Raw genomic sequence first — 22,690 nt, forward strand, 5'->3', positions numbered from 1 at the left:
TTAACATTATTATTTAAAATTCTTTTTTAGTATTCCTATGGCCTTGCCTATTATGCTTATTTGGTTTTCGTTTACTTGAATAGGCTCATAAGAAGGGTTTTCTGAAACTAATAAAATGGAATTTCCCATTCTCATAAATTTTTTTAGTGTGGCATTGCCATCTAGGTTTACAGCCACCATATCCCCATTTTCGGCAGTGTTGCTTTGAGATATTACAACGTAATCTCCGCTGTTTATATCTGCCCCAGTCATGCTATCACCCTTTACTTTTATCATAAACACCATTTCATTAATGTTGTACCAAGAAGAAGGCAAGAAAACTTCTCCCTCCACATTTTCATTTATATATATAGGTTGTCCAGCAGCTATATCGTTGAATATCTTCAGTGCCCTAAGTTCGCTAGGTTCAATCTCGCAATCTAGCCCACCATCATTTACGAAAACACTGCTGTATTCCATGGATTCCGTGGATATGATGAAGTGTTTTTTATGCTTTAAATCCACATATTTATAAGATGTCAGGGAGTTTTGCATCATATCATTTGTAAATGGTGGTATATCGTCAATCAGTTGTAATTCATTATTTATTATTCTTATGCTAAATCCGTCTGTTACTATACCATAAGAGCAATTTTTATCACAACTCATATATGATTTTAGCTGCCTAAGTCCATCTTCAACGCCGCTAGCAAGTTTTTTGCACTCTACAAAAATGTATGGAACCCTACCAGATGATGTGTGCTTATTTACACATATATCCACGTACCCTTGGCTAGAAAAACAATTTACCTTGTATTCTAATTCCATGGATTCCAGAGGGAAATTATAGCTATTTACAAGCTGGGCAACTAACCATTGCCTTACTTTTTCTTCTGCACTGTACATATCATTTATCTTATCTTTAAACATATAGTCCTCTACGGATATGTTTCTAAAACACTTGAAATTGCATTTGCTATTCATCTTTAAATAATCTGGGTTTATGTCCCAAATAAATTTAGAGGGCTCCCCATTAGATGTTATATACAACCTATCTGTAGCTCTGGTCATGCCAACGTACATTAGCTTTCTTTCCTTTGACTCATGGGCTTGTTCATCATCCATGGCACAAGCTTTCATAGGTATGACTTTATTATTAATGCAAATTGCAAATACCACTTTTGATTCTAACCCTTTTATGGAGTGAATGGTTTGAAATCTCACAGCGTTCTCTTTAAAGTCGATTTCCTTGTTGTTGGCAATAAGGTGAGTAGGAACATTGTTAGTCTTAAGGCAAGCTTCTGCTTCTAAAAGTATATTCTTGGTTCTAGCAATAATAGTTATGTCATTGTAATTATAATTTTCGGCACATAGTGACTTTATCTCCTTGAATATATATTGCATTTCTTCACCCAAGGATGAAAATCCAGAGTAAATAGGATACATACCTTGTTTATCCAAAAGGGACGGCTTTACAAAATCTTCATCATCTATTATGTCTCTATCTTGTTCAATGAGACTATATGCCGCTTGGGAGATTTGCGTTGTGGTTCTGTAGTTTTTTGCCAGAACATTGCTCTTTCCCGTCATATCAAATCCAACACTGGCAAAACTTCTGCCTGAGCCTATCCAAGAATTAGGGTAAATGCTTTGTGCGTTATCTGCCACAAAAAGCACGCTGGAATAATCATTTTCGTTGTAAAGATGACTTATAAACTCCAGTTGTATTCTGCTTAGGTCTTGGCTTTCATCCACTATTATATGGGTGTATTTTTGCTTTACCTCTGTTTTTATTTCGTCCAATGCCATCTGTGATATATCCTGAAAATCCACAAATCCATCTTTGGCCATAAAGTCTTGATATCTCTGCATAACTGTGAATATTGCTTCTCTAACATCGGAGTTTTTCAATAATTTCTGCGGTCCATCATTATTTCTGCTGGTTCTTCCTTTTCTTTGACAGTTCTGATATTCTTCAATTTCTCTGTAGTTGCATGCTTTAATCCACTCGATTTCATCTACAAAAAAGCTCAAGTTGTTGCTACTTTGGAGAATTTTTACCTGAGGAAAGGATTTTTTCACCAGGTTAATGGAGTCTAAAATATATTTTTGTTTCAATTTATTGTCTGACAAAACATTAAGATTTAACTTATTTTTCACAGTGAACCTTTTGTAATACTCGTATATCAAAGAATCTACAGTGCAAATTTTAACCTTATTTTTGTCCATGCCAAACACAGTGCTATTTCCATCCTCCCACTGCTTTAGAGCCATATCGAAGAGATATTCGATGTACTTATTAAGGGTTTTGTTGTAAGTCAACATAAGCACCTTGTCATTGTCTTGGCAGATATAATTTCCAAGAAGATATGGTATTCTATTTATAGCTACTGTGGTTTTTCCTGAGCCTGCTACACCCTTTATTAGTGAATGTCCTGCAGGTTTACCGTATATTAATTTCCTTTGTTCAACATTTAATTGCATGAAACCCACCCATTTCCTATTATTATGAATACATTATAGCATTATTATTGATACATTTTCAATTATTCTTAATATTAATGTATATTCATAATGCTTCTTATTCTCCAACACAATGCCGAATACCTCTCAAAGGTCCTATCGTTTGATATCATGTAGCTAAGAGCCTTATCGCTGCCTACCATTACAAGCAATTTTTTTGCTCGAGTTACTCCTGTGTAGATAAGATTTTTGTTCATCAGCATAGGAGGGCCCATGAACATAGGAATCACAACCACGGGAAATTCACTTCCTTGGCTTTTGTGAATGGTGATTGCATAGGCGAGAACCAATTCGTCCAAGTTTCCATTGTCGTATTTTACAAGCTTATCTTCTTCAAACCTTACAACTAAGTTCTTCATAGAATCTATGTGGTCTACGTAACCTATGTCCCCATTGTATATTCCTTTTCCTGTGTTTCCATTGGTGTCGCTCCACTCTAAGGAGTAATTGTTTTTTATCTGCATTACTTTGTCTCCAACCCTAAAGTGTATATCCCCATAAATTTTTTCCATGGTGGGATTGTCATTGTGGTTTAATATTTCTTGCAATTTAATATTTAAGTTATCTACCCCCAAAGTACCTCTTTTGGTTGGCGATAGAACCTGAATATCCTTCAGTTTATCCCACTTTCCATTGAAACTAGGCAACCTATCACTGACCAGTTGCAGTAATGTGTTTAGAATTCTTTCTTGATCTTCTCCCTTTATGAAGTAAAAATCTCCTTCTTTTTTATTTAGTATAGGCATATCCCCTTCGTTTATTAAATGGGCATTTACCACAATCATACTTTCATTTCCCTGTCTGAAGATCTTTGTAAGCCTTACCACCTTAGCACACTGGCTTTCAATTAAATCCTTTAACACGTTTCCAGGGCCAACAGAAGGCAATTGATCCACATCCCCAACCATTATAAGCCTAGTGCCTGGGGACACTGCCTTTAAAAGATAATTCATAAGCATTATATCTATCATGGAGGCTTCGTCCACTATTATTACATCAAACTCCAAGGGATCGTCCTCATTTTTCATGAAAAACATTTTACCGCTGTCCTCTTCACCGTAACCAAGCTCTAATAATCGGTGAATGGTCTTTGCCTCTCGTGAGGTAGTCTCCTGCATCCTCTTTGCTGCCCGCCCTGTAGGAGCCGCCATGCCAACCTTAAAGCCCTTGTTTTCAAAAATATCCGCAATGCAATTTATTATGGTAGTCTTTCCCGTTCCAGGTCCCCCAGTAATTATCTCCATTCCACTGCTACAAGCACCCTTAATGGCTTCCTTTTGAGTTTTATCAAGCTTAATATTATTTTCCATCTCATAATTCTTTATTTCTTTTTCAGCATCAATATTGAGTTTTGAGTAGTCATTTGCCATAATGGATATGATTTTTTTCGTCACGGACAACTCAGCGTAATAATAAGGTATTGTAAAAACGCACTCTTGCTCATTGATGTTCTCTACCTTAATTCTGCCCTCCATAGTGGCTTTAAAAATATTCTCCTCTACCACCTGCTTGCTTACATTTAATTTTTTCATGGCATTTTCTATTAGTTTTTCCATGGGAATGTATGTGTTTCCCATGGCACAAAATTCATTCACCACATAGCTAATGCCCGTAGACACCCTAAATGGTGATTCCTTATCTATGCCAAGATTCAGTGCAATTTTATCCGCCGTTTTAAATCCCACTCCATCTATATCATCTACCAGCTTATATGGGTTATTTTTTATTATTTCAATGCCGTCAAGCCCATACATATTGTATACCTTCACGCATTGATTGGCTGTCATGCCATAAGGTTGAAGAAAGATCATCACATTTCGAACTTCTCTCTGTTTTGCATAGGATTCGTATATAAGCTTAATTTTTTTGCTGCCAATACCCTCTATTTCATTTAACCTATCCAGATTGTAGTCCAGTATATCCAAGGTTTCCTCCCCAAAGTGCTCCACAATCTTTTTTGCGGTAACAGGGCCTATACCGTTTATGATCCCTGAGGATAGATACTTTTCAATGCCTAGTAGCGTATCTGGCTTCAATTCCTCACAAGCTTCTACTTTAAGCTGTTTTCCAAACCTTTGATGGACAATCATCTTACCCGTAAGCTTCACTCGTTGTCCTTCAGATATATACGGTATAGTCCCCACAAAGGTTTCTATTTGGGAATTGTCTAGACGCAGTTTTGCAATGACATAACCATTCTCTTCATTTTTAAATATGATGCTCTCCACATTTCCTATTATCTCTTCCATAAATACATCTCCTAAAATATAAGCTCTTTTTTCTCTCACTTTTAAAACTTGTAGTATTTTGTATCACCTTGTCTTTTTAAGTCTAATTGTGTATGTTATTGTATTTTATTGTCACATAATGTCGATTTATTCTAATAAAAAATCCTACTTTTCTTAAAAACTTCATGTATAATTAAATTTTCATTACGTTCAAGACAAAAATCATATCATTCACAACATAATCGACATTTTGCATATTCTGTATGTTATAATTTATTTGTCTAGTTTTTACATTAGGGGGAATAATTTTGAGCAATTTGTTTTCTATTAAAGATATAAAAAATGCACCTATAAACAATAGTAACGATTACAATTTTGTGTATCAAATGTCAGAAGATATTCTAAAAAGCTCATCTGTAAACAGATTATTTTATTATATATGTAAATTTTTGAGTTGCAATTTAAATTGTAATACGAGCCAAGGATATATCTGTATAAACAACACTCTATACCTTGTAAGTGACTACAACTATGACATAAATCAGTTTAAGCTAATCGATTACATTCCTTGTAGTATTGTAAACAGCGAGTTACATATATGCAAAGATTATCTTATAAGAAATTTTAGAAAGTCTAAAGATGTTTTATACGGCGAGAACACCGTTCTTCAAAGGTACCGCTCCTTAAAAAATAAGACCTTTGTTCCACTGTATTGTGATGATTTCTTTTATGGTTTTATACTGATGAATGGCAAAATACCTTTTGCTCATAAAGATGATTTTACCATCAATTCTCTTAAACTTCTTTATCTTCAGGCTTGTGTTACTTTAAAGCATCTGTGCAACGATGACGTTAATCTATATTTTAATCTACCTCTTAACATTTGTCATCCGTTTTTCATTACAAAGTTGGATGAACTGGAACGTTTTACTTGTCTTGTGTCCATAGACGGCACCATATTGAATTGTTCTACAGGCTGTATGGATGTATTAAAGTTTAACACGTACAATTTAATTAATTCTTCAATATATAATTATATACATCCAGACTATAAAAGCAAATTTTCAACTATGTGCAAGGCTTTGTTAAGGGAAAAGAAAAGTTTTACGGTTGAAATCATGATGCATACAAAATACTATATATATATTCCTGTAAAGGCCACTTTAAAGTGTTCCTTTGATGAAGACAATAATATAAATGGCATATTTGTAGTGGTATCAAAGCTAGATTATAGTGACGAGCAAATCCAAAGAGAGCTTGCCCCTCTTGACAGTGGGCGCATAGATACTAAGGCCAATGAGCTCTTTACCTCATCTACACAAGGGTTATTCATTCTTAAAGACTCAAATTTCGCTTACATAAATGACATCGGTATAAGCTATCTATCATCAAAAAATATCATACGTTGGGAAAATAATAATTTCGACTCTTACTTTGAACTAATAACTGTAAATGACACCGATGAACCAAGTGAGTTTGTAAACTGCAACAACGACTGTCAGTTCCATAGCCTACAAAAACTTGTGGAATCGAAGTACGAAAACAATGTACAGAGATTTACCACAAAAGTAAAGCGTAAATCAGATGGTTTCATACTAGACCTTACCTTTTATTTGTCGCCTTTATCCGAGACTATCATTGAGGGAACCATAGTTACTTTCATAAAATGCAATAATCTCAACAACAATATTGATGAACTGAAAAAGAATATCGAAGAAACAAATAAGATGCTGAATTCAGCTCTTATGAGCGAAAAGATGAGATGTGATTTCTTTGCAAATCTTTCTCACGATCTTCGCACCCCTGTAAATGTAATATATTCTGCACTTCAACTTCTAGATGTAGAACTGCCAAAGTATATAAACAACTTGCAGAATACTCCTGTGATTAAGCGCACAAAAACCATGCGTCAAAATTGTTATAGGCTAATAAAGCTTATAAACAATATAGTAGACAGTACGAAAATTGAAAGTGGATACCTTCATCTTTGTGTTGCCTACTATGATATAGTGTATTTAGTGGAAAACATCACAAATTCTATCACCGAATATACGGAAAACAAACATATTAATCTCATATTCGACACTGATATAGAAGAAAAATCTACCTACTGTGACATAGAGAAAATTGAGAGAATAATGCTGAACCTATTGTCAAATGCCATTAAGTTCACACCAGAAAACGGTTCTATATTGGTGAATATGAGCGATAAAGGTTCTTATATGCTTATTTCAGTCCAGGACACTGGCATAGGTATACCGCCAAAGAAATTAAAATGTATCTTCGACAGGTTTACACAAGTAGATTGCTGCAGAGCTGCTGAGAAACAAGGCAGTGGAATTGGACTTAACCTTGTAAAGTCTCTTGTAGAGATGCATAAGGGAGAAATATGGGTTGAGAGCTATGAAGGACAACACACCACATTCTATATAAAACTCCCTTATTGCAACAGTCCCCAAGCCCTAGGAGATAATGTTATTGTACAAAGTACTGTAATAGAAAAAGACAACACTCAAAGCATACAAATCGAATTGTCAGATCTTTATTTTTAATTCTAGAAAATTTAAAAAAATAAATAAAACACGGTATTTGTGAATATTATCTCACACCTACCGTGTTTTTTAGTGCTAATTGCTTTTTTTATTTGGATCCCGTGGTTTTTTATCTTCGTATATATACTCTAACATAGATTTCTTTGTAGCCTTTAAATCGCATACGCAATAATAAACTCTCTTTTCCTTTTCCAATCTGTCAATCTCCTCGTAATCAATATGCCATGATTCTGGAAACTGCTGCTGTTCGATTTTTCCAAGGTCCATGCTCATTACATCCATGCCAAGGCCTATAATTTCTGTAGCATCCAAAGAAGTTTCAATTTGAGGCAAAAATTCGTTTATTAAACTTAGCATTTTTCCCTTTCCCATGGATGCAATCTTTCTCATCATCTTTTCTAATACAACTCTCTGCCTCTCAGATCTCTTATAGTCTCCACCATTTGCATATCTTATTCTGCAATATGCAACACATTGAAGTCCGTTAAGGTGTTGCTTTCCTGTTTTATACATATACTGAGGTTTTATTCCTTCATACTCCGCAGTACTTCTTATATGTTCATTTAAGTTCTCAATTTCATCTTTTGTGAGTTCAATATCAAGTCCACCTATGGAGTCTATTATCTTTCTAAGTGCATAAAAATTTACTGCTGCATAATCTTCAATAGTAAGACCGAAATTATGGTTTATAGTGCTTACAGCAAGTTCTGGTCCCTTTTCCTTGCTCTCTAGTAGTCCAAAATGGTATGCATGGTTGATTTTATCCATTCCTTTTCTTCCTGGAATTTCTACATATGTATCTCTAATAATTGAAGATAGTTTTATCTCATTTCTTCCCTTGTCAATGGTTACAACCATAATTGCATCTGATCTAGGATCGTCAGCATCATTTACATACCTACTGTCTAAACCAAAAAGCGCTATGTTGTACACATCAATATCTTTATTTTTGTACTCCTGTGCTACAGTTTTATTCTGTTCTGGTACAAGAGGGTTTATTTTTTTCTTATCTGCCCTGCTAGCCATAAACAGCACTACACCAGCTACAATGAACATACACAAAATTGTTATACTAAGTAAAATAAGGAACGCCTTTAATATTCTTCTTTTCTTTTTCTTCTTTTTTCTAATTACTGCTGCTCGTTCTCTTCTATTCATAATAAACGACTCCTTTAAAAATCCCACACATAATCCAAATTAATTATATACCTTTTTATAGAGTATAATTAATTTTAAACAATTTTGTAAACACTTCTGTTTACCCTGTGCTTAGTTTAACTATTAAAGCTAGGTACAACCTAGCTTTCAGTTAAAAGTTATCCCATTTTAAATGAACTCTTTAGAGATACAATTCTGTTGAACACAAGCCTATCATCTGTGGTATCCTTTGTGTCCACTACAAAATATCCCTGCCTTACGAACTGAAACTTATCACCCTTTGAAGCCTGTTTCACGAAAGGTTCTACAAATCCAGTGCTTACCTTTAGAGAATCTGGATTTATTTCATCTAAAAAGTTATCTGATTTATTTTCTCCCTCAAGGATCAATGGTTCATACAATCTTAATTCAGTAGGTACCGCTGTACTAGCTTCCACCCAGTGAATAGTAGATTTAACTTTTCGCCCTGTAAATCCACTTCCGCTTTTTGTCTCTGGGTCGTAGGTACAGTGAACTTCAGTTACGTTTCCATTTTCATCCTTTACAAAGTCAGTGCACTTTACAAAATAAGCTCCCTTTAATCTCACTTCATTGCCTGGGAACAATCTAAAATACTTTTTCACAGGCTCCTCCATGAAATCATCTCTTTCAATGTAAAGTTCCCTTGAAAATGGGACTTGTCTTTCTCCCATATCAGGATTATCTGAGTTATTTTCTATGGTTATCATTTCAGTTTCATTTTCCGGATAATTGGTTATTACAAGTTTTACAGGATCCATGATTCCCATGACCCTTGCTGCTTTTCCTTTAAGGTCTTCCCTTATGAAATGCTCTAACATCTGACTATCTACAGTACTAGACGCCTTTGCAACACCAATCTCTCTGCAAAAATTTCTTATGGCCTCTGGAGTGTAGCCCCTTCTTCTAAGACCAGCTATGGTAGGCATGCGAGGATCATCCCATCCGTCTACTATCTTTTCATCCACAAGTAATTTAAGTTTTCTCTTGCTCATCACTGTATTTGTGATATTTAACCTTGCAAACTCAATCTGTCTTGGAGTGTGTTCCATCTCGCACTCTCTTACAATCCAATCGTAAAGAGGTCTATGATCTTCAAACTCTAAAGTACAGATAGAATGAGTTATGCCCTCTATGGCATCCTCTAGTGGATGGGCGAAATCGTACATTGGGTATATGCACCACTGACTTCCAGTGTTGTGGTGTTCTGCATGAGCTATTCTATATAAAATAGGATCTCTAAAGTTTATATTTGGTGATGCCATATCTATTTTAGCGCGAAGAACTTTTTCTCCATCTTTGAATTCACCATTTTTCATTCTTTCAAATAAATCAAGGTTTTCCTCTACAGTTCTATTTCTGTATGGACTTTCCTTGCCCGGCTCAGTCAAAGTGCCTCTATACTGCCTTATCTCTTCCCCACTCAAATCACATACATAGGCTTCACCCTTTTTTATTAAAAGCACAGCCTTCTCATACATAGTTTTAAAGTATTCAGAAGCAAAGTATAGATTATTCCACTCATAGCCTAACCATTTTACATCTTCTTTAATAGATTCAACATATTCTGTATCTTCTTTTGTAGGGTTAGTGTCATCAAAACGAAGGTTAGTTTTACCCTTAAATTCCTGTGCTAGGCCAAAATTAAGAACTATGGATTTAGCGTGGCCTATATGAAGGTATCCATTAGGCTCCGGTGGAAATCTAGTTATTATTTCACCATGCTTTCCACTAGCTAAGTCTTCTTTTATTATGTTTTTTATAAAATTAGATGTCTCATTTATTTCATCCATGGTATTCCCTCACTTTATCAGTTTTAACTACTACAAACTATTATTTTATACCCTCTCGCAGGTACCTGTCAAATTTTTCTCTCCACATCCTGTACACATATTTATTTCTTTTTTCTGCCCTTTCAAAGAAAATATCTAAATTGTCACTACTGTTGAGACCTTTCATTAAATGTCTAGGATAATCCACATACTTGCTGTAGTTATTCTTTGGATCTATGATTCTAAGTTCATTGTTTTCGCAAACATATATATCCTTGCACCGTATATCCAGCCTTGTAAATCTAAGCCTTTTAAACTCCCACAAAAGCTCTAGCAAAGCATCAGCTATTTCAATGCTTAACTTGTTATCTTTGAGATATTTGTCTAAACGCTTACCATGCACCATTTCCCTCACAATATAATGATTACCTGCCTTATACACCTTAGGGAAATACTTACTCCCCTGTGTTCTCTTTAAAATATAGTATTCCTTTCTGCACAAGGACTCATCATTAAAAATTTTTATGATACGATTATTTTTCAAAGAATAAACTATGCCATTGTGTCCTACGCCTAAATATGTTCCTCTTCTCAAATACTTCTCTATATCCTTGTCATATGGTACAGAAAAATTTCTTAATACCGCCATAACAACCTCACATATTATTATTCTATTATATAGTATGATTGTTATGGGGATAATGTTTTAATTTTTATTCACCTTGTTTATCATTGCTTTTTTAATTTGTTCTTTTTAAATCTTTTTATAACAAAGTTTATTATGCCAGCTAAAATGTATATACAAAAAATTATAAGCATAGCTGTACTGTAGTTATACCTTACAATATCTACATTTCCAAAAAGGTATCCTAAAAAGCTCACAGCGACAATCCATATAAGGCTACTAGCAACATTGTAAAGGGAAAACTTAAAAAAGTTCATCTTTGACAAACCCGCGAGAAATGGGCTAAAAGTCCTCACCACTGGCACAAACTTCGATAAAATCAACATTTTTCCACCCTTTGAGTCGTAGAATTCTTTTGTTTTACTTATATACCCATCCTTGATTATCTTCTTAAAAAAACTCCAATTTAAAAGCTTGTTTCCAAGAGTCATGCTAATACCATAATTTATCAGACCACCTAAAGTGGAAGCTATGGTCAGTGCTGCCACCAATATAAATATATTAATTTCTCCAACACAAGCCAAGGATCCCGCTATAAAAAGCAGTGAATTTCCCGGAAGAAAAGGAGTCACAATAAATGCTGATTCCATAAAAACAATAACAAACATAATAATGTATATTTTGTATCCAAGTAACCCCACCAATATGGCAAGGTATTTATCTAAATACTTCATAACTTCCATAATATCTTCTATAAAATCCATCTTAATACCTTTCTCAAAAAAAGCAGTTCATCTTAAATGAACTGCTGATTTAGTCTAGTTCTCAGAGTAATCACTGTAGCCGTCTTTTTCATCTTCTACAATTGTCTTTTTTTCTTCCTGACAGTTGTATTCTTCGCTGTCATATCCAAAACATTCGTTGTTATGGCACTCCTTGCTATCACACTGAATTTTGTACATATGTTCATCCTGTGTGTCCTCTTCGTGCTCAACTACATTCTGTCTTTCAGATACTTTTTTCTTAATTTCACGAGTTACAACAGCTGCAATTGCTCCTACTCCAGCTAGTATTGCTCCACCTACTAAAAACTTGCTCTTTTTACTCATAAAATCACCCCTGCATCGTTATTTTATATTATTCATTATACCTATAATTATACCTCATTTTTCACTATATTAATACATTCATTGCAGTAATTTAATTAGTTTTTATCTTTTATATCATTTTTTACTGTGTCCTTCTTTTGTTCCTCTTCACTTTTAGAGTATCGTATTACTTCCGGCTCCATATATTCAGCTCTTCCTCTTTTAAGAGATTTGTTGATATAAAGTCGTATGACAGCCATTATTGGCACAGCAAGCACCATACCAATCATGCCGTATATTCCACCCCCAACTGTCACCGCAAATATAACACAAAGAGGACTCATGCCAACCTTTCCACCAATAAGCTTTGGATCTAAATACCAAGCATCGAACTGCTGTACAAAAAACAAAAAAATCACGGTAAATACAGCTTTAGCGGGACTGAAGAATACATTTATAAGGAAGCACACCACCATGCCGATAAAAGGCCCAAAATAAGGGATCATATTGGTTATGGCAACGATTACCGCAATTAATATAGAGTACTCGCTTTTTAAGATGGTAAGACCTACAAATGCTATAAGGCCAATAATCATGGAGTCTATAGCCTTAATGCCGATATAAGTCCCAATCATTTTGTTTAGGTTACTTCCAACTTCTATTATCATCCTACCTTTTTTCATTTTAAATATTTTTACAATAAATCTTTTTGCCATATATATTAACTGTTCTTTATCGCAAACAATATATATAGAAACTAAAAAACCAAATACCCACTTTATAAAAGACTTTGTAAACAAAACAAGACTATTTATAATAGAATTGGCAAGCCCCTGAGCAATTTCACTTACCTTTCCTATAATGGCGTTAGTATCGAAATTAATATCCAGTGATGTAATAATCTTTTGAATTTTAGGATTTGCTCCGATATCGTTTACCCATCCCTCTGCTGTTTCCGCAAACTCCGGTATATGCTTTACAAAATCTACAGCACTATTGGCAATCTTAGGCACAAGGTAAACCATGAAAATCCCCAAAATTGATACTATAAAAATATATGTAATTGCTACACTAAGTGTTCTTTTCAGCTTGCATTTTTTCTCAAAAAATTTCATAACCGGATTTATAATGTATGCAATTATCACCGCATATATAAAAGGTGCTATAATAGAAAATATTTCTCCTATAATGCTAAACCATGAATCATAATTGTCAATGACTCTTATAAAAATCACAGAGCAAATTATAACGATGAATAAAGCTATAGAGCTTAGTAAAACCACTTCTGTGTACTTATTATCCTTAAATTTATTTAGAAACATATCCACTCATCTCACTTTATTTAATTTGCAATTATTTATCACTTATTATAGCATAAAGTTATTTCCTTTACTATGAACTTCCATATAAAAATATTGTAAAGGCAGGAGAAAGAACTTCTCCTGCCTTCACATAAATTGGTTCTTCTCCATAACCTCAGATTTTTTTGCTACAAATACTCCTGCTACAAAAAAGAATGTGGAGAATAACATAAGAACAAGAATATTACACCATGGCATACTTGTCCCCCTATTTTTTACATAAACTCTTTTAAGCTTTTTCTCTCATGTCCATCACGTCCTACGACACTTTCACTAGTAACCATGGAATTTAATATTGCTTCCTCAACAGATTCCCCCACAGCTCTAAATGCCTCGTCGATTTTATCCTCATTATACATTGTTAGTTTCACAACTTCATTTTTTTCATAATGATTTATTCTATTTGCAGTGGTAAAACCAATAACAATATCTCCACTGCCATTGTGAATGTATGATCCAGTTCTTGCAAGTCCCACTGTAGCTCTTTTGCACAAGCGTTTTAATTGTCTCTCACTAAATGGTGCATCTGTTGCCAGTATAATAATGATAGAGCCCTTATCTGGCATCTTGTCTTCATTGATTCTTTCAAGAATTTCCTTACCTTTTTTATTACCATCTATAATAAAATCATTAATATGTCCCGTATTGCTCATTACAAGAGCTCCCATAGTATAATCTTCATGGTCACCGAATTTCCTTGAGGCAGTTCCTATGCCACCCTTTAATTTATAACAAGACATGCCAGAGCCAGCACCTACATTGCCTTCTTCGAATTCCGTATTTGCATTTTCAATGGCCATGGCAACATGTTCTTCTTTTACACATAAGCTTCTTATATCATTTAAAAAGCCATCATTGCACTCACAAATAATTGGATTTACTGTGCCTGTAGTCTTTCCTATATCTTCATTTTCATTTAACATATATTTTACAAGACCTGTATAGCATGTGCCAACACTTAGGGTGTTAGTGAGAATTATAGGAGTTTCCAAATTTCCTAACTCCTCTAATTGTACAAGACCTGTAGTTTTTCCAAAGCCATTTATAACACAAGAAGATGCCATAACCTTTTCTCTAAATATATTACCTTCATGAGGCAAAATTGCAGTAACACCTGTCATAATATTTTCATTTTTAATAGTAACGTGACCTACTTTTACACCTTCTACATCGGTTATAGAATTTAATTTTCCAGTTTTCATGCATCCAACATTGATGCCATAATCTCTTATCCTCTTTTGGTTCTTCATCTCCAACCTCCACATTATATGTATAATTATATGTAGTTTAATTATATCACACTTTACAATGTTAACCCTTTTGTAATCTATTTATAGCCAAAAAAGGGCTTACAGGGGTTGAAAAAAACAGCAACAAGTGATATATATTATATAATAATAAGTTAATTTGGGGGCATATTTTTAATGAGGACACGGACAAAAAGAAAGAAGAACATTTATATAGTTTCTACAATATTCGTAATAGCTATACTGGCAGCGGTATATGCTTACTTCGTGGGGTATTTCAACAATCATTTCTATTTTTCTACCATCATCAATGGAGTTGATGCATCGGGAAAAACCGTAGATGAAGTCAATAGAGATATTGAAAAAATATCAAGCAGCTACACTCTTAACATAAAGGGAAGAGACGGTATAAGTGATACTATTTCATCACAAGATATTAACCTTAAGTATAATCACAGCAATGAAATAAAAAACTTGAACACCTCTCAGAACCCCTTTAATATTTTTAAAGGTATCTTCTTAAAAAAGCAATATACAGTAGCTTTGAACACCTCTTACGATGATAGTTTACTAAAACAACGCATTGATAACTTAATTTTTTTTCACAGTGACAAAATCATTGATCCGGTTAATGCTAGTATAAAACTAAATAACAATAATTTTGAAGTTGTACCTGAAGTCATGGGAAATAAGGTCAATAAAGATAAATTGACTAAAGCAATAATAACTTCTATATCTAATAATTCAACAAGTTTAAATTTAGACCAAGCTAATTCCTACGAAAATCCAAAGTATACTTCAAAGTCCAAAGAGGTTACAGATGCAAAAAATACAATAGACAAGTATATGCAATCTTCCATAACCTATGATCTAAGAGGACATAAAGAAGTCATAGATTCCTCTGTAATTGGAGAATTTATTGCTATAGATGAAGAGCTAAATGTGTCACTAAATGAGGGCAAAATTAAAGCATATATAGACAAGCTTGCCTATAATTATAATACCATTGGCATCTCTAGAAACTTCATCACCTCGACAGGACAAGACAAGCGAATTCATGGTGGAAACTATGGATGGGCTATAAACAGAAGTGAAGAACGCAAGGCAATAGTACAAGCAATAAAAGAAGGCAAAACACTTAACAGAAAACCTGTTTATGCTCAAACTACTCCTTTTCTCGATGCCAACGAAATAGGAAATTCTTACGTAGAAATAGACATCACAAATCAGCAGATGTGGGTGTACAAAAATGGCAACATGATAGCTACTGGGCACGTAGTTACTGGCAACGAAAATACAAAGACCATAACTCCTGAAGGAATCTATAGGGTAACGTACAAACAAAAAGATACCGTATTAAAAGGCGAAAATTATGCGGCACCTGTTACATTCTGGGTTCCATTCAATGGTGGCATTGGTATACACGATGCTTCTTGGAGAAAAGAGTTTGGTGGACAAATATATAAAAACGGCGGTTCTCATGGCTGTGTAAATTCTCCTTATGAACTGGCACAAGCGGTTTATGAAAATGTACAAGCTGGCACTCCTGTTGTATGCTATAAATAGATTACCAGTTTTAAAGAAGTTAAAATAGGCTGTAAGTCCTTTGACTTACAGCCTATTTTTCTTTTGCTACAACTATTTATCGTGAGCAATAGCATGCCTACTATTACATCTATTTTTCCTTTAACTTTATATGAACATCATCCAATTGCGTAGTTTCTACAAAAGAAGGTGCTCCCATCATAAGATCCTGTGCATTTTTATTCATTGGGAATGGTATGATTTCACGAATGCTTTCATCACCGCTGAGCATCATTACAATACGATCTATGCCAGGAGCTATACCTGCATGTGGTGGCGCTCCATAGCAAAATGCATTAAATAATGCTGGGAATTTTTCTTTTACAGCGCATTCATCAAGTCCAACTATTTGGAAAGCCTTCACCATGATTTCAGGATCGTGATTTCTCACTGCTCCTGAAGATAGTTCTATGCCATTGCACACAAGATCATACTGATATGCACACATTTCTAGTGGTTCCATAGTTTCCAATGCTTCCATACCACCTTGAGGCATAGAGAATGGATTGTGACAGAACTCTAACTTGTTAGACTCCTCTCCTATTTCGTACATAGGAAAATCCACAATCCAACAGAATTCATATTTTTCAGCATCTAAGCATTGTTCTAATTTATGTCCAAAACTCTTCAAAATTACCCCTGCTGCCTTCTGTACTTCTCGCCTTTTCTGTGCTGCAGTGATTGCTATAAAATCTCCGCTCTTTAGATTCAGTGCTTCTATGATCTCTTCCTTATTACTTTGAAGAAACTTTGATATACCTCCAGTAAATTCATTGTTTTCATTTACTTTAAACCAGTACATGTCCTTTGAAGATTGGACCTTTATTTCTTCGCAGACCTTATCTATAAATTTTCTAGATTCCTTAAAGTCACTTATCACCACTGCTTTTACAATACAATCTTGGAACTTGTCGAAGCCACAATTTCCCATACACTTTGTTGCATCCTGAACTTCTAGATTAATTCTAAGATCTGGCTTATCAGAACCATAGCGTTCCATGGCCTCATTATACGATATCCTTTTAAACGGCGCAGCAGATGCTGTTTTATACTTTCCGAATTTTTCAAAGACAGGCGGTAAAACTTCTTCTATCACATTAAATACATCTTCTTGAGATGCAAAAGCCATTTCCATATCTAGCTGATAAAATTCCCCTGGTGAGCGATCAGCGCGAGCATCTTCATCTCTAAAACATGGTGCGATTTGAAAATATCTATCAAACCCTGAAGTCATAAGAAGTTGTTTAAACTGCTGTGGTGCCTGTGGCAATGCATAAAACTTACCTGGATACTTTCTTGATGGCACAAGATAATCCCTAGCCCCTTCTGGAGAAGATGCTGTAAGAATAGGCGTAGTTATCTCCAGAAATCCTCTTTCAGTCATGCTGTTTCGTATTTCAGATATAACCTTAGATCTTATAACTATCTTTTCCTTTACTTCAGGATTTCGAAGATCAAGATATCTATACTTAAGCCTTGCATTCTCATCCGCTTCTTTTGAGTGATTGATCTCAAAAGGCAGTTCATTGTACCTACATTTTCCCAATACGGAAATTTCACTTGGTAGAACCTCTATATCTCCAGTGGACATTTCTTCATTCTTACTAGAACGCTCTCTCACTTCGCCCATAATAGAAATAGTAGACTCAAAGTTTATTTCATCAAATTTTGCCATCATTTCTTCATTGTCAATAACTAACTGAGTCTTTCCGTAAAAATCCCTTATAATAGCAAAGCCAAGATTTTTGCTTACTTTTCTCATATTTTCATACCAGCCAACCAAAGTTACCGATTTACCAACATCATTTATTCTTAATTCGTCACAATTATGTGTTCTAGACTGAATCATATTTTTTCCTCTTTTCTCAATTAATTTTATATTTACTTTGGAAAAACACCATTATGCCACAATCTAGACAGGCATCGTCTCTATGCCTCATAACATCACGACCTTTCAAAAACGAGACCTCACATTTCTATGCAAAGTCTCGCTTATATATTATTCTTCTGAATCCATAACTGGCATTGCCTTTGTATCTATTTCTTCTCTTATTCTTGATATGAACTTCTGAAGGCTTACAATACCCTCATCACCCTTTTGTCTGCTTCTAAGTGAAATAGCTCCTTCGCTTTCTTCTTTTTCGCCCACAACGATGATATATGGTATTCTTTCGTTTCTAGCTTCTCTTATCTTGTAACCAATTTTTTCGTCTCTTCCGTCAAATTGAACTTTAATGTTATTTTTCTTTAATTCTTCTACAACTTTTTCACCGTATTCATTGAATTTATTTGATATAGGTAGCACTATAGCCTGAACTGGCGAAAGCCAAACTGGGAATTTACCAGCAAAATGTTCAGTTATGATACCAATAAATCTCTCTATACTTCCTAAGACAACTCTGTGAATTACTATTGGTCTATGCTTTTCGCTATCAGCACCGATATAATTTAAATCGAATCTCTGTGGAAGTTGGAAGTCAAGCTGTATAGTACCACACTGCCATGTTCTCCCTAAGCTATCCTCAAGATGGAAGTCTATCTTTGGACCATAGAAGGCTCCATCTCCTGCATTAATTTTATATGACATGCCAATTTCATCTAAAGCTGCCTTCAGTGAGCTCTCAGCCATTTCCCATTCCTCATCAGAACCCATAGAATCCTCTGGTCTTGTAGAAAGTTCTACATTGTACTTGAAACCGAATTTAGAGTAAACTTCGTCGATAATTGAGATAACGCCCTTTATCTCAGATTTTATTTGCTCTGGCAACATGAATATATGGGCATCATCTTGAGTAAATGCTCTTACTCTCATAAGACCGTGTAATGCACCGGAAAGCTCATGTCTGTGGACTCTTCCAAGCTCAGCCATTCTAAGAGGTAAATCCCTATATGAATGTGCTTCTGATTTGTATACAAGCATACCACCTGGGCAATTCATTGGTTTTAATGCAAATTCTTCCTCATCTATAATGGATGTGTACATGTTTTCCTTGTAGTGATACCAGTGACCTGAAGTCTCCCACAATTTTTTATTTAACATTATTGGAGTTTCAATTTCTACATAATCATTTGCCTTATGAACCTGTCTCCAAAAATCAACTAAAGTATTTTTCAGCTCTACACCTCTAGGCAAGAAGAATGGGAATCCAGGGCCTTCATCCATAAATGTATATAATTTAAGTTCCTTACCAAGTTTTCTATGGTCTCTCTTTTTTGCTTCTTCAAGATTGTGCAAGTATTTATCCAGCTCCTTTTTGCTAGCAAAAGCTGTACCGTATATTCTCTGAAGCATTTTATTCTTTTCATTTCCTCTCCAGTAAGCACCAGCAACACTTAGAAGTTTAAATGCCTTAAGGTACTTTGTAGATGGGATATGTGGTCCTCTGCAAAGATCAGTGAAATCCCCCTGTCTATACATTGAAATATGTTCACCCTCTGGAAGATCTCTAATCAACTCTAATTTATAAGGCTCTTCCTTTTCAGTCATGAACTTTATAGCATCTTCTCTTGGAAGGTCAACCCTCTCAAAAGCTAAATCCTCGCCAATGATCTTGTTCATCTCAGCTTCAATTTTTGCAAGATCCTCTTCCGTAAAAGGTTTTTCCATATCAAAATCGTAATAATATCCATTTGCAATAGATGGTCCTATGGCAAGTTTACATCCTTCTCCAAATACTCTCTTTACAGCCTGTGCAAGGATATGCGATGATGAGTGTCTTATAACTTGAAGCCCTTCCTCATCTTCTGCTTTTATAATGCTAACTTCGTCCCCGTCATGTAATTTATGAGATAAATCCACAAGAGAACCATTTACTTCACCTACAATGGCGTTCTTTGCAAGACTATTGCTGATAGACTTTGCTAATTCATATACAGTTATATTATCTTCTACTTCTCTTACAGAATTGTCTTTTAATCTTATTTTTATCATAACTTTTTCCTCCTATATCTATACTTTACCTATTTACATTGATGCTCCGCATCATAATTTTAAAAATAAAAAAACATCCATCCCGCACTGGGACGAATGTAATATCCGTGGTTCCACCCAAATTGAATCATACAAACAATTCAATTCTTCTCATTTTAATAACGGTATTCCCGATGGCATTTCACAATGCAAAATATATATCACATCATTACTAAACCATAGCTCCAGGTTAGTTTTCTTATAAACATATCTAGAAATACTTTCAGCGCATCATATTTCCTCTCTAAAGACTGTTTTTATAATACTCTTCCTATCATAGCTGTAAATATATTCAGTTATTCTTACCATGGTTATTAATAACTTAAGCTTAAAGATATATTATCACAGTAAATTATCATTGTAAAGAGCAAAAATAGCATATTTTTTATAACTTTGCAAATGATATAGTCAGCATGATGTAAATTTTAATTTGATAAAACTTAGGAGGAATTTAAATTATGGATCTAAAAGACAGTAAAACAAAAGAGAACCTTATGCGCTCCTTTGCAGGAGAGAGCCAAGCAAGAAACAGATATACCTTTGCCGCTGATGTAGCCAAAAAAGAAAACTACCCAATCTTACAACAACTTTTTACATACACAGCTGACCAAGAAAGAGCCCATGCCTGGGAATTTATGAAAGCACTAAAACAATTTTCAGGACAAAACATTGATATCTCAGCTGGCTACCCTGCTGAAGTAGAGACTACAACTCTACCCTTATTAAAATCAGCAGCTAAAAATGAAAATGACGAATATGCAGATATCTACAAAAACTTCGCTAATGTTGCAAGAGAAGAAGGATTCGATGCCATCGCTGACCTATATGATAGAATTGGATCCATAGAAAACGTGCATAGCCAACGATTTGCCAGGTATGCTGAAGAGCTTGAAAACAACACACTTTTCAAAAAAACCACTGAAGTTAAATGGATTTGTTCAAACTGCGGCTTTATTTTAGAATCCACGGAAGCTCCAGCAACATGTCCCGTATGCAAATATCCTAAAGGGTATTTTATGGTTTTTGAAAAATCACAATTTGAATAACCTTTCTTTTAAATGGGCTACCACATTAACATAAAAAATGCTAGTGTGGTAGCCTGTTCTATTATTGCCCCACCACTGAGAAGTCCAACACAGCTTTTTACTCATAATAATGAATTATACCTTATAACTAAGAGAAAAAAATGTTAAAATGTATGTAACGAATTCTATTTTCATTAGTCATACATATGAGAGAGTGAGGTGAAGTAGTGTTAGATTTCGATAAGATATACGAAGAATATTTTCTTAATATTTACAATTTTATTTTTTCCTTATGTAGAGATTCCTCAATTTCTGAGGACATAACACAAGAAACTTTTTTTAAAGTTATGAAAAACATAGATACTTTTAAAGGCCAATGCAAGTTATCCGTTTGGCTATGTCAGATTGCAAAGAATACTTACTTTTCATATTATAACCGTGAAAAATTATATACTGACTCGGAATCATTAAATTATGCCGATGATAATAACTCTATAGAAGATGCATTTATACGCCGACAATCTGCTTTTGAGATACAAAAGATGCTTCATGAAATTGAAGAACCATATAAGGAAGTATTTTCACTGAGAATCTTTGGAGAGTTATCTTTCAGTGAAATAGCTATAATATTCAATAAAACAGAAAGTTGGGCCAGGGTGACTTTTTATAGAGCAAAATTGAAAATAAAGGAGAAATTGAAATGAAAGATTCATGTGAAATTATTAGGGACTTGCTTCCTCTATATCATGATGAAGTATGTAGCGAAGAGACAAAGCTCATGGTCGAAGAACATCTTAAAGGCTGTATTAGCTGTAGCAAAGTATTAGAAGACATTAGTTATAACATAGATTATCCATCATTAGGTTTAGATTTAAAAGAAAATGCCGATCCAGCAGAAGCCTTAAGAATATTAAAAAAGCAAATAAAGCGAAAACGAGAACCGTGTAGTATAAAGTCTATTATAATTTGTGTTTTCATAATTATTCTTTTTGCCGTCACCGTGTATAAAGTATTTTTTAGTGATACTGCCTATGTAGAAAGAATGGTAAAAGCATTTGATGAATGTAATAAATTTGCCATAGTTAACACTGTTGAAAAAAATAATACGAATAATCTGCATTTATATGACCTAGCTTCACATACTAATGAAGTTTTCCCTTCTTTCATAGAGAGTGTAAAGCGCCCTATATTTAACGATAACTTCAACGAAGTAGAGTCAAAATACAAATATACCGGTTACGATATAATCCTTTATCATGATTATTCTCAGAAACATTCTATGAAAATCTATAAAACAGAAGAAAACGTGAAATATAAAATACTGCTAGCCTATGACAATATCTACAGTTATACTGATGATTCCAATGGGCTCATAGAACTCATGCAAAATCAGGAATAAATAAAAATCCCTTCAACCCTTCAGTTGTTGGGATTTTTTATTTAAAGTATTTTGCTTAATAATTGTTTACCTTTCTAAAATTTAGGTTTACATTCTCTTGTAAGTGGTGTATTATATATTATATAAAATATTTTAATTATTTTTTTTTAATTATATAAAGG

Annotated in this window: 16 protein-coding genes and 1 other annotated feature; of the genes, 5 read left to right on the plus strand and 11 right to left on the minus strand. The window is 34.3% G+C overall.

The genetic code is table 11. The features are described 5' to 3' along the window. Window positions 1–9: 9 nt before the first annotated feature. Both BUA73_RS04265 and recD2 read right to left on the minus strand, forming a co-directional pair. Window positions 10–2,463: a S24 family peptidase gene (locus BUA73_RS04265; protein ID WP_072902734.1), complete on the minus strand. Its 2,454-nt coding sequence runs from the start codon at window positions 2,461–2,463 to the stop codon at window positions 10–12. Window positions 2,464–2,537: 74 nt separating this feature from the next. Further along, on the minus strand, window positions 2,538–4,751 hold the full coding sequence (gene recD2 / locus BUA73_RS04270; RefSeq protein WP_072902737.1) for an SF1B family DNA helicase RecD2: 2,214 nt from the start codon (window positions 4,749–4,751) through the stop codon (window positions 2,538–2,540). Window positions 4,752–5,038: 287 nt separating this feature from the next. On the opposite strand from recD2, the gene BUA73_RS04275 reads away from it, so the two are divergent. After that, a complete protein-coding gene (locus BUA73_RS04275) occupies window positions 5,039–7,282 on the plus strand; it encodes a sensor histidine kinase (protein ID WP_072902740.1) in 2,244 nt (747 codons plus the stop codon). 75 nt (window positions 7,283–7,357) lie between these two features. On the opposite strand, the gene BUA73_RS04280 is transcribed toward BUA73_RS04275, so the two are convergent. The 7 genes from BUA73_RS04280 to BUA73_RS04310 form a co-directional block, all read right to left on the minus strand. Further along, window positions 7,358–8,440, minus strand: coding sequence for an LCP family protein (locus BUA73_RS04280; RefSeq protein ID WP_084672043.1), 1,083 nt, complete (start codon window positions 8,438–8,440; stop codon window positions 7,358–7,360). Between the two features lie 158 nt (window positions 8,441–8,598). Continuing rightward, complete coding sequence (locus tag BUA73_RS04285; protein ID WP_072902742.1) at window positions 8,599–10,251, minus strand: glutamine--tRNA ligase/YqeY domain fusion protein; 1,653 nt, start codon at window positions 10,249–10,251, stop codon at window positions 8,599–8,601. A gap of 40 nt (window positions 10,252–10,291) precedes the next feature. Then, window positions 10,292–10,879 (minus strand): hypothetical protein, encoded by a 588-nt coding sequence (locus BUA73_RS04290; protein WP_072902744.1) that lies wholly within the window; start codon window positions 10,877–10,879, stop codon window positions 10,292–10,294. Between the two features lie 80 nt (window positions 10,880–10,959). Beyond that, entirely contained in the window at window positions 10,960–11,619 is a 660-nt protein-coding gene (locus BUA73_RS04295) for a VTT domain-containing protein (protein ID WP_072902746.1), read from the minus strand. A gap of 54 nt (window positions 11,620–11,673) precedes the next feature. After that, entirely contained in the window at window positions 11,674–11,964 is a 291-nt protein-coding gene (locus BUA73_RS04300; protein WP_072902748.1) for a hypothetical protein, read from the minus strand. Window positions 11,965–12,059: 95 nt separating this feature from the next. Continuing rightward, a complete protein-coding gene (locus tag BUA73_RS04305) occupies window positions 12,060–13,265 on the minus strand; it encodes an AI-2E family transporter (RefSeq protein ID WP_084672045.1) in 1,206 nt (401 codons plus the stop codon). A 254-nt stretch (window positions 13,266–13,519) separates the two neighbouring features. Then, window positions 13,520–14,554, minus strand: coding sequence for a DmpA family aminopeptidase (locus tag BUA73_RS04310; protein WP_072902751.1), 1,035 nt, complete (start codon window positions 14,552–14,554; stop codon window positions 13,520–13,522). A 174-nt stretch (window positions 14,555–14,728) separates the two neighbouring features. Here BUA73_RS04310 and BUA73_RS04315 point away from each other — a divergent pair, with 174 nt between their 5' ends. Next, a complete protein-coding gene (locus BUA73_RS04315) occupies window positions 14,729–16,117 on the plus strand; it encodes a L,D-transpeptidase family protein (protein ID WP_072902753.1) in 1,389 nt (462 codons plus the stop codon). A 109-nt stretch (window positions 16,118–16,226) separates the two neighbouring features. On the opposite strand, the gene aspS is transcribed toward BUA73_RS04315, so the two are convergent. Both aspS and thrS read right to left on the minus strand, forming a co-directional pair. Continuing rightward, window positions 16,227–17,984 (minus strand): aspartate--tRNA ligase, encoded by a 1,758-nt coding sequence (gene aspS / locus BUA73_RS04320; protein WP_072902756.1) that lies wholly within the window; start codon window positions 17,982–17,984, stop codon window positions 16,227–16,229. A gap of 150 nt (window positions 17,985–18,134) precedes the next feature. Next, entirely contained in the window at window positions 18,135–20,066 is a 1,932-nt protein-coding gene (thrS, locus tag BUA73_RS04325) for a threonine--tRNA ligase (RefSeq protein ID WP_072902758.1), read from the minus strand. Window positions 20,067–20,151: 85 nt separating this feature from the next. Beyond that, window positions 20,152–20,392: a binding site (T-box leader), on the minus strand. 171 nt (window positions 20,393–20,563) lie between these two features. Between thrS and rbr the strand changes: the two genes are divergently transcribed. From rbr to BUA73_RS04340, 3 genes are all read left to right on the plus strand, one after another. Next, window positions 20,564–21,151, plus strand: coding sequence for a rubrerythrin (gene rbr / locus BUA73_RS04330; RefSeq protein WP_072902760.1), 588 nt, complete (start codon window positions 20,564–20,566; stop codon window positions 21,149–21,151). A 206-nt stretch (window positions 21,152–21,357) separates the two neighbouring features. Next, window positions 21,358–21,834: an RNA polymerase sigma factor gene (locus BUA73_RS04335; RefSeq protein WP_072902762.1), complete on the plus strand. Its 477-nt coding sequence runs from the start codon at window positions 21,358–21,360 to the stop codon at window positions 21,832–21,834. After that, window positions 21,831–22,529: a zf-HC2 domain-containing protein gene (locus BUA73_RS04340; protein WP_072902764.1), complete on the plus strand. Its 699-nt coding sequence runs from the start codon at window positions 21,831–21,833 to the stop codon at window positions 22,527–22,529. The genes BUA73_RS04335 and BUA73_RS04340 overlap by 4 nt, the downstream gene beginning before the upstream one ends. Window positions 22,530–22,690: the final 161 nt, after the last annotated feature.

The sequence above is a fragment of the Hathewaya proteolytica DSM 3090 genome (assembly GCF_900142225.1).
GTDB lineage: Bacteria > Bacillota > Clostridia > Clostridiales > Clostridiaceae > Hathewaya > Hathewaya proteolytica.

What these genes read in the sequence shown, in the direction of transcription:
- thrS (WP_072902758.1), bottom strand. Translation starts at nt 20,066, where the DNA reads ATGATAAAAATAAGATTAAAAGACAATTCTGTAAGAGAAGTAGAAGAT.
- BUA73_RS04315 (WP_072902753.1), top strand. Translation starts at nt 14,729, where the DNA reads ATGAGGACACGGACAAAAAGAAAGAAGAACATTTATATAGTTTCTACA.
- BUA73_RS04290 (WP_072902744.1), bottom strand. Translation starts at nt 10,879, where the DNA reads ATGGCGGTATTAAGAAATTTTTCTGTACCATATGACAAGGATATAGAG.
- BUA73_RS04280 (WP_084672043.1), bottom strand. Translation starts at nt 8,440, where the DNA reads ATGAATAGAAGAGAACGAGCAGCAGTAATTAGAAAAAAGAAGAAAAAG.
- aspS (WP_072902756.1), bottom strand. Translation starts at nt 17,984, where the DNA reads ATGATTCAGTCTAGAACACATAATTGTGACGAATTAAGAATAAATGAT.
- BUA73_RS04310 (WP_072902751.1), bottom strand. Translation starts at nt 14,554, where the DNA reads ATGAAGAACCAAAAGAGGATAAGAGATTATGGCATCAATGTTGGATGC.
- rbr (WP_072902760.1), top strand. Translation starts at nt 20,564, where the DNA reads ATGGATCTAAAAGACAGTAAAACAAAAGAGAACCTTATGCGCTCCTTT.
- recD2 (WP_072902737.1), bottom strand. Translation starts at nt 4,751, where the DNA reads ATGGAAGAGATAATAGGAAATGTGGAGAGCATCATATTTAAAAATGAA.
- BUA73_RS04265 (WP_072902734.1), bottom strand. Translation starts at nt 2,463, where the DNA reads ATGCAATTAAATGTTGAACAAAGGAAATTAATATACGGTAAACCTGCA.
- BUA73_RS04300 (WP_072902748.1), bottom strand. Translation starts at nt 11,964, where the DNA reads ATGAGTAAAAAGAGCAAGTTTTTAGTAGGTGGAGCAATACTAGCTGGA.
- BUA73_RS04285 (WP_072902742.1), bottom strand. Translation starts at nt 10,251, where the DNA reads ATGGATGAAATAAATGAGACATCTAATTTTATAAAAAACATAATAAAA.
- BUA73_RS04295 (WP_072902746.1), bottom strand. Translation starts at nt 11,619, where the DNA reads ATGGATTTTATAGAAGATATTATGGAAGTTATGAAGTATTTAGATAAA.
- BUA73_RS04305 (WP_084672045.1), bottom strand. Translation starts at nt 13,265, where the DNA reads ATGTTTCTAAATAAATTTAAGGATAATAAGTACACAGAAGTGGTTTTA.
- BUA73_RS04340 (WP_072902764.1), top strand. Translation starts at nt 21,831, where the DNA reads ATGAAAGATTCATGTGAAATTATTAGGGACTTGCTTCCTCTATATCAT.